The organism is Lapillicoccus sp., from assembly GCF_036559105.1.
In the GTDB taxonomy this organism is placed as follows: Bacteria; Actinomycetota; Actinomycetes; order Actinomycetales; family Dermatophilaceae; genus Lapillicoccus.
Window position 1 is genome coordinate 1 of record NZ_DATBTV010000100.1, and the last position, 9,483, is coordinate 9,483.

The following is a 9,483-nucleotide window of genomic DNA, read 5'->3' on the forward strand; positions in this document are numbered from 1 at the left end:
GACGCCGCTCACCTCATGGGCGGTTCCTCCCGGAGGCGGACTTCGCCGCAGTCCTCGTGTCCCGCCCGGGCTACATGGACACGCCGCTGGGCGACCCTCCGTCGATCGACGCCGAGGTGGACCTCCTCGTCACGCTGCTCGACGAGCTGGGGATCGACCGGTAGGCATCTGGCGTTCTACACGCACCCGGACTCCCACGAGGCCCAGCCTCGGGCGATCGAGGTCCTCGACTCCTGACGCTCCGACTCTGACGCCGGTCGTCGGCGGGCACCGTCGGACAGGCAGGGCCGAGACTCGACGGACGACACGCCGACCGAACCGGGGCGACACGCCGCGCCGGCGGGGCCGCTGCCTGTCCGACGAGCGCGGTCGCCGTCCGGGCGATGCCTGGTGGGCCGGTTTGGCATGATCGGCCCGTGAGCGCACGGGCCGGGACACGGCCGCCCACGGACCCGACCGCGGGCCGGTGGCGGCTGGCGAGGGTGGCCGGCCTAGGGGTTGCGACCTACGGGCTGGCGGTCGGCGCGCACGTCAGCGCCGGTGGTGGCCGGCCGGGGTGGGCGGTCAGCGTCATGCTCACGGCCCTCCTGGGCGTGCTCGGGGTCGCGTTCACGACGCGGCGACGCCGACTGCCGGCGCTGCTGGGCGTGCTGACGGCGGCCCAGGTGGTCCTGCACGTGATCCTCTCGCTGCTGGACGCGTCCGCGTCGTCGTGTGGCCTGGTGGCCGTCGGTCACCACGTCGCGACGAGCCCCTGCGATCCCTCGGTCCCGACCGGCTCGGTGACGATGGCCATGCCGACCCTGCCGATGCTCGCGGCCCACCTGGCGGCCACAGCAGTGACGGCCTGGGTGCTCGCGCGGGGCGAGGCGTGGTTGTGGCGAACCCTGCGGGGTGTTCTCGCGGTACCGCTGGCGGTTCGGATCGGCGCCACCCCACGGGTTTGGGTGTTCCACCGCGACGCGGTGCGCTCGAGCACCCGGTGGGCCCGGCCCGACGCTCCCCGCGGGCCGCCGGAGCCGGCGCTCCTCGCGATCTGACGTCCTTCTCCGGGGCTTGTGCCGCCCCTCGGGCCGGGTACGGTCGCGCGCCGTTCGCGCTGCGCGGCGGTGCCCTCCGGCCCGTGCCCCCTCGTCGTGTGTCCCGTCGTGTGTCCCGTCGTGTGTCCAGTCCGAGAGGACCTCTTCGTATGCTTCGTCGCCCATCCCCGCCCACCCGCTCAGCGGCCGTCACTGTGCGGCGCTTCGCCCTCGCGGCGGCCGTCGCCGTCGTGCTCGGTGGGCTCGCCGCCCAGGTCGCCGAGGCGCACGTGCGCGTCCAGGCCGACTCGACGCAATCGGGATCGTTCAGCCAGCTGACCTTCCGCGTCCCGAACGAGGAGGACTCGGCCGGCACCGTCACCGTCTCCGTCACGTTGCCTCAGGACACCCCGTTCCTCCACGTCAGCACCAAACCGCTGCCCGGCTGGACCATCACCGTGACCGAGCAGCCACTGCCCGCGCCGGTCACCGTCAGTGGCACCACCGTCACCCAGGCGCCCCGCACGGTCACCTGGCAGGGTCAGGCGGGAACCCGGATCGAGCCCGGGCAGTACCAGGACTTCGACATCTCGGCCGGACCCCTGCCGGCCGCGGGCACCGTGCTCCTGCCGGCGACCCAGACCTACTCCGACGGCACCGTCGTCGCGTGGGACCAGCCGACGCCCGCCGGTGGGGCGGAACCGGAGCATCCGGCCCCGGCGCTCGTCGTCACCGCGGCGGCAACGGCCGGGGGAGCGACCGCCGCCCCGGCGGAGGCCGCTTCGGCCTCGCCGTCGGCCGAAGCCGACACCAGTGACCCGGTGGCCCGCGTGCTCGCCGGCGCGGCTCTCGTCGTCGCCGTGGTCGGAACCGCCTTCGCCGTCCGACGACGACGACCGACCGGAGCGCGATGACGACCGACCGGGGGCCGATGACGACCGACCGGAACCCGCTGACGACCGACCGGGGGCCCATGAAGAACGACCGGAACCCGCTGACGACGTTTCGGCGGCGATCCGCGCGAGCCGTCGCCGTCGTCCTTGCCACCGTCCGGACCGCCGTCCCCGCCGTCCTCGCCGCCCCCGCCCTCCTCGTCGTCCTCGTCGTCCTCGTCGCCACCGTGGTGACGCTGATCGTCTCGGCCGGCCCAGCCTCTGCGCACGACGTCCTCCGTTCGACGAACCCGGCCGACGGAGCGGTCGTCGACCGGCTCCCCGACCGGGTCGTGCTGACGTTCGACGAGCCGGCGCTCGCGATCGGGACCCAGGTCGTCGTGACCGGCCCGGCCGGAACGGTGTCCGACGGCCCGCCCCAACTGATCGACGCGGAGGTGCGCCAACCGGTGCGGTCCGGACCGGCTGGCCGCTACACGGTGCTGTGGCGGGTGACCTCCGCGGACGGGCACCCGGTCTCCGGCACCTTCGCGTTCACCACCCAGCAGGGCACCGCGGCCTCCCCGACCACGACGCCGAGCACCACGACCTCGCCCTCGACATCACCCCAGACGACGCCGACTGCACAGCCCACGACCACGCCGACGTCGGTGCCCCCGACGTCGCCGGCCGCCAGCCCGCAGACCTCAGGGCTGTCCGGACCCGCCCTCGGCGCGATCCTCGCCGGGGTCATCGCCCTCCTCGTCCTGGGCTGGTGGGCGTTCCGACGGCGACGAGCCCAACGGCCCTGATGTCCGTCGTCGCTGGTAGGCATGACCCGTGCGGCCCCACGAGCTCTCGCGCCGACGGGCGCGGCGGATCGCGGTCCGCGCCCAGCTGCTCGACGACACCACGCATACTGACCTGCTCGACGTCGTCTGGTCCCTGACCCTGCTTCAGGTCGACCAGACGGCGGCCGTGGCGCCCAGCGCCGACCTCGTGCTGTGGAGCCGGATGGGGTCCGCATACCGGCCGGACGACCTGCAGAGCGCGCTGGCCGAACGCCGTCTCGTCGAGCTGGACATGATGATCCGGCCGAGCGAGGACCTCGCGCTGTACCGCGCGGAGATGGCCGACTGGCCGGGGGAGGGGCCGCTCCCGGGGTGGATGGAGGACGTGGTCGCGTGGGTCGAGGCCAACGACTCCTGCCGCCGCGACATCCTCGAGCGGCTCGCTGCCGACGGCCCTCTCCCGTCGCGCGACCTCCCGGACACCTGTGTCGTCCCGTGGCGGTCGAGCGGCTGGAACGACCATCGCAACGTCTCCCGGATGCTCACGCAGCTGGCGCGTCGCGGCGAGGTGGCGGTGTCCGGCCGTCGGGGCCGGGAGCGGCTGTGGGACCTGGCGGACCGGGTCTTCCCGCACGACGACGCGGTCCCGGCGGAGGACGCGGTGCACCTCCGACACGAACGCCTGCTCGGCGCCCTCGGCATCGCCCGCACACGTGTCGTCGGCGGCGCGGGCGAACCCGCTGTCGTCACCGGCGTTCCGGGTGTCTGGCGGGTCGACCCGATGCAGCTCGACGACGAGTTCGAGGGTCGCACCGCGCTGTTGTCGCCGCTGGACCGGCTGGTGTTCGACCGCAAGCGGATGGCCGAGCTGTTCGAGTTCGACTACCAGCTCGAGATGTACAAGCCGGCCGCCGCCCGGCGCTGGGGCTACTGGGCGCTTCCCGTCCTCCGCGGTGACCGCCTGGTCGGGAAGGTCGACGCCACCGCCGACCGCGGAGCCGGCGTGCTGCGCGTCGACGGCGTCCACGAGGACGTTCCCTTCACGGCGGCCATGACGTCCGGGGTGCGGACCGAGCTCGCCGACCTCGCCCGCTGGCTGGGCCTGACCCTGGGATAGAAAGGGCGCATGCTCGCCCGCCGGCCCGCTCCCGCACCCGAATGAGCGGCCTCCGCCTCGGCACGACCTCGTTGCCCAGTGCGTCGCTGGGACCCGTCAACCCGCTGCCCCCGCTGACCGGCGCTCCGCAGCTGCACGCGAACGTCGAGGCCGCCGACCTCGACGACGAGATGCGCACGAACCTCGAGCACGGCCGCGTCGCCAGCCTCCTCCCGTACCTCCTCCAGGACCGGTACGACCGCACCCTCACCCCCCGGGACCATCGGGTCGCAGTCCTCGAGAACGACCGGGTACGCGCGGAGTTCCTGCTCGACCTCGGCGGCCGGCTGCGTTCGCTCGTCGACCTCTCGAGCGGACGCGAGCTCCTGTATGCGAACCCGGCCTTCCAGCCCGCCAACCTCGCGCTGCGCGAGGCCTGGTTCGCGGGAGGAGTCGAGTGGAACATCGGCATCCGCGGGCATACGCCACTCACGTGTTCGCCGGTCTTCGCCGCCCGCGTGGAGGGGCCCGGCGGCGTGCCGGTGCTGCGGATGTGGGAGTACGAGCGGATCCGCGAGGTCGTCTACCAGGTCGACTGCTGGCTCCCGGACGGGTCGCCCGCGCTCGTCGTCGCGATCCGCGTCGTCAACCCGAACGACCATGCGGTGCCGATGTACTGGTGGTCCAACATCGCGGTCCCCGAGTCGGAGGACGTGCGCGTGCTCGCCCCGGGAGACGCGGCGTGGCGGTTCGACGAGACGGCGACCGTCGGCATGGTGGCTCTGCCCGTCGCCGACGGGACGGACCGGACCTACCCGGCCGCGTCACCGGGTGCCGCCGACTACTTCGTGCGGCTCGACCTCGGGCACCGACCGTGGGTCGCCGCGGTCGACGGGAGCGGCTTCGGCCTCGTCCAGTCCTCGACGCCGGAGCTGCGCGGGCGCAAGCTCTTCGTCTGGGGCGGCGGAACGGGTGGACGGCACTGGCAGGAGTGGCTCTCGCCCCTCGGCGGCCGGTACCTCGAGATCCAGGCCGGCCTGCTGCGAACCCAGCTGGAGCACGTCGCGATGCCCGCGCGGGCGGAGTGGTCCTGGGTGGAGACCTACGGTGCGATACAGACGGACCGGGAGGTCGTGCACGGTGGGAACTGGGAGGCGGCTCGCGAGGCGGTCGAGCGGTCGCTGCTCGAGTCCGTGCCCGACGCCTGGCTGGCGGACCGTCGACGCGAGGCGGCGGAGCTGTCCGGGCAGCCACCGGCCGAGCTGCTCCATGTCGGCTCGGGCTGGGGTGCGCTGGAACGGCGAAACCGCGGTGACGAACACGGGTTCGCCCGGGCGGCGACCCCGTTCCCGGCGCATAGCCTCGGACCGGAGCAGGCGGCCTGGGTCGAGCTGCTCGACACCGGGCGGCTTCCGCCCGTCCACCCCAGTGCGCCGCCCTCCTCCTATCTGGTGGCGCCGGCGTGGGCGGACCGGTTGGAGGACTCGCCGGCCGACGACTGGCTGACCTGGCTGCACCGAGGCGTGGTGAGGCATCACGCCGGCGACATCGACGGAGCGACCGCCGCCTGGCAGCGTTCCGTCGACGCGGCGCCCAACGCGTGGGCGCTGCGGAACCTCGCGGTCGTCGCCGACGACGCCGCGGCGTCGGACCTGCTGCGGCGCGCGGTTGCACTGGCCCCCGACCAGCCGGCGTTGCTCACCGAGCTGCTCGAGTCCCTGCTGGGGGACAACCGGGCAGCCGAGGCGCTCGAGGCCGTGACTGCGGCGCCGGCGGAGGTGAGGGAGGACCCGCTGGTCCGGTTCCTCGAGGCCCGGGCCGCGGCCGAGACCGGCGCCGTCGAGCGCGCGGAGCACGTCCTCGCCGAGGTGACCATGCCCTGGGTGCGAGAGGGCTCCAGGTCGGTCGACGACCTCTGGTACCGCCTGGAGGCCGCCCGCATCGCTCGCCGACGTGGGGTCGCGATCGACGATGCGCTGCTGGCCGAGGTGCGCCGAACGGCTGCGCTGCCGTACGCCTACGACTTCCGGATGTCCGCCGGGCCGCCCGCGGAGGCCGGGCCGTAGGGTGGTCGCGCTCACGGCCGACCTGGCCGGCGTGACCGACCTGGCCCCTGACGCTCCGTCTCGTTCCGAGGAGAACCGATGCCCTTCGTGGCCGACAGCCACCTGAACCGCGAGGTGGCCGGGCAGCCCGACGACTGGGCGGCGGTCGTCACCCGGCTCGACGAGGTGGGGTCGGCCCTGCCGCGACGTGGCGTTCGTCTTGCCGTCGTCGGCTGCGGCACGTCGTACTTCATGGCCCAGTCGTACGCGTGGCTGCGCGAGTTCGGAGGACACGGAGAGACGGATTCGTTCGCGGCCAGCGAGAACCGGCTGGAGCGCGCCTACGAGCACGTCCTTGCCCTGACGCGATCGGGGACCACCACCGAGGTGATCGAGGTCCTGCGTGCCCTGCGCGAGCGAGGCGTCCCGACGACCGTCGTCACCGCGGTGCCCGGCAGCCCGGCCGCCGAGGTCGCCGACCAGGTCGTCCTGCTGCCCGAGGTGGACGAGCAGTCGGTGGTCCAGACCCGGTTCGCGACGTCGGCGCTGGCGCTCTTGCGCGCGTCGCTCGGCGAGGACCTGGGTCCGGCCATGGCCGATGCCCGCGCGGTGCTGGCCGAACCCGAGGAGACGGCGCTGGCCGGACTCGTCGACGTCGAGCAGGTCACGTTCGTCGGGACCGGGTGGAGCGTGGGACTCGCGGAGGAGGCCGCGCTCAAGCTGCGCGAGTCGGCTCAGTTCTGGACCGAGTCGTACCCCGCTATGGAGTACCGGCACGGGCCGATCGCCATCGCCGCTCCGAGGCGAGCCACCTGGGCCTTCGGCCCGGTCCCGGACGGCCTGCCCGAGCAGGTCGCAGCGACCGGCGCCCACTTCGAGCACCGCGCCCTCGACCCGCTGGCCGAGCTGGTCCGGGTGCACCGGCTGTGCCTCGCCAAGGCCCGCCAGGCCGACGTCGACCCGGACCACCCGCGACACCTCACTCGTTCGGTGGTCCTCGAGCAGCCATGACCGACACGGTGGAGCGCGAGGTGGTCGCAGCGGTCGACCTCGGTGGCACCCGGACCAAGGCGGCGCTCGTCGACCGCGACCTCGGTGTCGTCGCCCGCGTCGTCGAACCGACTCCTGCCGACCTCGCTGCACGCATCGGAGAGACGGTGGCCTCCGTCGTGGGGCGGCTGGTGGCGGCCGCGCCGGGTATGCGACTGGTCGGCTGCGGTGTCGTGGTGCCCGGCCTGGTCGACGAGGAGACGGGGATCGGCGTCCTGTCCGTGAACCACGGATGGCGCGACCTCCCGATCCGATCTCGGGTCGAGGAGGCCGTCGGCGTCCCGGTGGCCGTCGGTCACGACGTGCGCGCGGGCCTGGTGGCCGAGGCCCGGCTCGGGGCGGCGGTGGGGGCTCGGGACGCCCTGTTCCTACCCCTCGGCACCGGCATCGCCGCCGCTCTCATGGTCGACGGCCACGTGCTGAGCGGCGGTGGCTGGGCCGGCGAGCTCGGCCACGTCAGCGTCGATCCGGACGGTCCGCCGTGTCCCTGCGGAGGCACCGGCTGCCTCGAGGTCATCGCCTCCGCTGCGGCGGTCGGGCGCGAATACTCCTCTCGTACGGGCGAGCTCGTCGATGCCCAGACTGTCGCGGAACGCGTCCTCGAGGGCGACCCGGTCGCGGTGGCCGTGTGGCAGCGAGCCGTCTCGGCCCTGGCCCGAGCGGTCCACGCGACCCTGACGCTCACGGGTATCGACCTGGTGCTCGTGGGCGGCGGCCTCGCCCAGAGCGGGGAGACCCTGCTCGCCCCACTGCGGGCCGAGGTCGAGTCGCTGCGCACGTTCCAGCGGCCGGCCCGGATCGTGACGCCGGCCCTCGCCGACTGGGCGGGCTGTCTCGGCGCCGCCTGCCTGGCCTGGGAGGCCACGTGATTCTCACGGTCACGCTGAACCCCGCCCTGGACCGGACGTACACCGTCGACGCCCTGGTCCCGAACGACAGCCATCGGGTGCGTTCCGTCGTGGAACGCGCCGGCGGCAAGGGCGTCAACGTTGCCTCGGTGCTGCACGACGTGGGGATACCGTGCGTCGCGCTCGTGCTCGCCGGCGGGGAGACCGGCAACGTCATCACCGCAGATCTGGAGGCGCGGGGCATCGCCTACGACATGGTCCTGGGAGCCGGCGAGTCGCGGCGGACGGTGAACGTAGTGTCCAAGGACACCGGCGACGCGACAATCTTCAACGAGCCGGGTCCCTCGGCCTCCGCGGCCGAGGTGGCGGCAGTCGTTGCCCGCGTCCAGGAGCACGTCCTCGCGGGAGCGACGGTGGTCGCCGTCTGCGGAAGCCTCCCCCACGGTGTGACCTCGGACACCTACGCGTTGGTCGTCCTCGCCGCTCGCGCCGCGGGGGCCCAGACGATCGTCGACGCGGAGGGGTCCGCGCTGCGGGAGGCGTGCGCCGCGGGAGCGGAGGTCGCCATGCCCAACCGTGCGGAGCTGCGCTTGTCGACCGGCACCGACGAGGAGCGCGCAGGCGTGAAAGCGTTGCAGACGTTGGGCGCTCGGAATGTTCTCGTCTCCGCTGGACCGGAAGGTATGCGCGCGATGCTGGGCGACGGGCGCATACTCGTGGCTCGTCCGGGTCAGCGGCTGCGCGGGAACCCGACCGGGGCCGGCGACGCAGCGACGGCGGCGGTCGCGTCCGGGCTGATGACGAAGCGCGACTGGCCGGACCTTCTCCGGGATGCCGTGGCCTGGTCCGGGGCGGCCGTGCTCCAGCCGGTGGCCGGTGCGGTGCACTGGGGCGACATCGTGCGGTTGCGCGAGGGCACGACGGTGACCGAGTCATGACCCTCGTCCGGCTGGACGCGGTGCTCGCGGAGGCCGACCGCGGGGGCGGCGCCGTGGGGGCCTTCAACGTCGTGCACCTGGAGAACGCCGAGGCGTTGGTCTCGGCTGCCGAGGTGACCGGACTGCCTGTGGTCCTCCAGATCAGCGAGAACTGCGCGCGGTACCACGGTGCGCTCGCGCCGATCGCGTTGGCCACCAAGGCCGTTGCCGGACGGTCGTCGGCGCTGTGCGTTCTTCACCTGGACCACGCCGAGGACGAGGAGCTGGTCGACGAGGCGGTGTCGTTGGGGTTCACCTCGGTGATGTACGACGGGTCACGGCTCGACGACGCGACCAACCGACGCGTGACGCGAGCCGTCGTCGAGCGCTGTCACGCCGCTGGTATCAGCGTCGAGGCCGAGCTCGGTGAGGTCGGTGGCAAGGACGGGGTCCACGCGCCCTCGGCACGGACGGACCCGGAGGCGGCAGCGGCGTTCGTTGCGGAGACCGGTGTCGACGCGCTGGCGGTGGCCGTGGGGTCGTCGCACGCGATGACCAGCCGGACGGCGGAGCTCGACCTGGCCCTCATCGGACGCCTGCACCGGGCGGTATCGGTTCCGTTGGTCCTGCACGGCTCGTCCGGGGCGCCCGACGATGTCATCGTGGCGGCGGTACGGGCCGGTATGCGCAAGGTCAACATCGCGACGCACCTCAACGTCGTGTTCACCGCGGCGGCGAAGGAGTACCTCGCGTCCCATCCGGACGTGGTGGACACCCGCCGGTACCTGGGCGCCGGTCGTGACGCCGCCGCGCGCGAGGCGGCACGGCTGCTGGAGCTGCTGGCG

At 73.6% G+C, this 9,483-nt stretch carries 9 protein-coding genes; all 9 read left to right on the forward strand.

The window, feature by feature from the left end; genetic code table 11:
- Nucleotides 1-416 precede the first annotated feature (416 nt).
- Nucleotides 417-1,040, forward strand: a complete 624-nt coding sequence (locus VIG79_RS12930; RefSeq protein WP_331886230.1) for a hypothetical protein — start codon at nucleotides 417-419, stop codon at nucleotides 1,038-1,040.
- A 194-nt stretch (nucleotides 1,041-1,234) separates the two neighbouring features.
- Nucleotides 1,235-1,933 carry a YcnI family protein gene (locus VIG79_RS12935; protein ID WP_331886232.1) on the forward strand — a complete coding sequence of 233 codons (699 nt, stop codon included), beginning with the start codon at nucleotides 1,235-1,237 and terminating at the stop codon, nucleotides 1,931-1,933.
- Entirely contained in the window at nucleotides 1,930-2,703 is a 774-nt protein-coding gene (locus tag VIG79_RS12940) for a copper resistance CopC family protein (protein ID WP_331886234.1), read from the forward strand. Before VIG79_RS12935 ends, VIG79_RS12940 begins: the two co-directional genes overlap by 4 nt.
- A 28-nt stretch (nucleotides 2,704-2,731) precedes the next feature.
- Nucleotides 2,732-3,799 carry a DNA glycosylase AlkZ-like family protein gene (locus VIG79_RS12945; protein ID WP_331886236.1) on the forward strand — a complete coding sequence of 356 codons (1,068 nt, stop codon included), beginning with the start codon at nucleotides 2,732-2,734 and terminating at the stop codon, nucleotides 3,797-3,799.
- A gap of 41 nt (nucleotides 3,800-3,840) precedes the next feature.
- Nucleotides 3,841-5,844, forward strand: coding sequence for a DUF5107 domain-containing protein (locus tag VIG79_RS12950; RefSeq protein ID WP_331886238.1), 2,004 nt, complete (start codon nucleotides 3,841-3,843; stop codon nucleotides 5,842-5,844).
- 78 nt (nucleotides 5,845-5,922) lie between these two features.
- On the forward strand, nucleotides 5,923-6,834 hold the full coding sequence (locus tag VIG79_RS12955; RefSeq protein WP_331886240.1) for an SIS domain-containing protein: 912 nt from the start codon (nucleotides 5,923-5,925) through the stop codon (nucleotides 6,832-6,834).
- Nucleotides 6,831-7,742 (forward strand): ROK family protein, encoded by a 912-nt coding sequence (locus VIG79_RS12960; RefSeq protein WP_331886242.1) that lies wholly within the window; start codon nucleotides 6,831-6,833, stop codon nucleotides 7,740-7,742. Before VIG79_RS12955 ends, VIG79_RS12960 begins: the two co-directional genes overlap by 4 nt.
- Nucleotides 7,739-8,659 carry a hexose kinase gene (locus VIG79_RS12965; protein ID WP_331886244.1) on the forward strand — a complete coding sequence of 307 codons (921 nt, stop codon included), beginning with the start codon at nucleotides 7,739-7,741 and terminating at the stop codon, nucleotides 8,657-8,659. The genes VIG79_RS12960 and VIG79_RS12965 overlap by 4 nt, the downstream gene beginning before the upstream one ends.
- Nucleotides 8,656-9,483 (forward strand): class II fructose-bisphosphate aldolase (locus VIG79_RS12970; protein WP_331886246.1); only part of this gene is annotated, 828 nt, incomplete at its 3' end. The genes VIG79_RS12965 and VIG79_RS12970, both read left to right, overlap by 4 nt.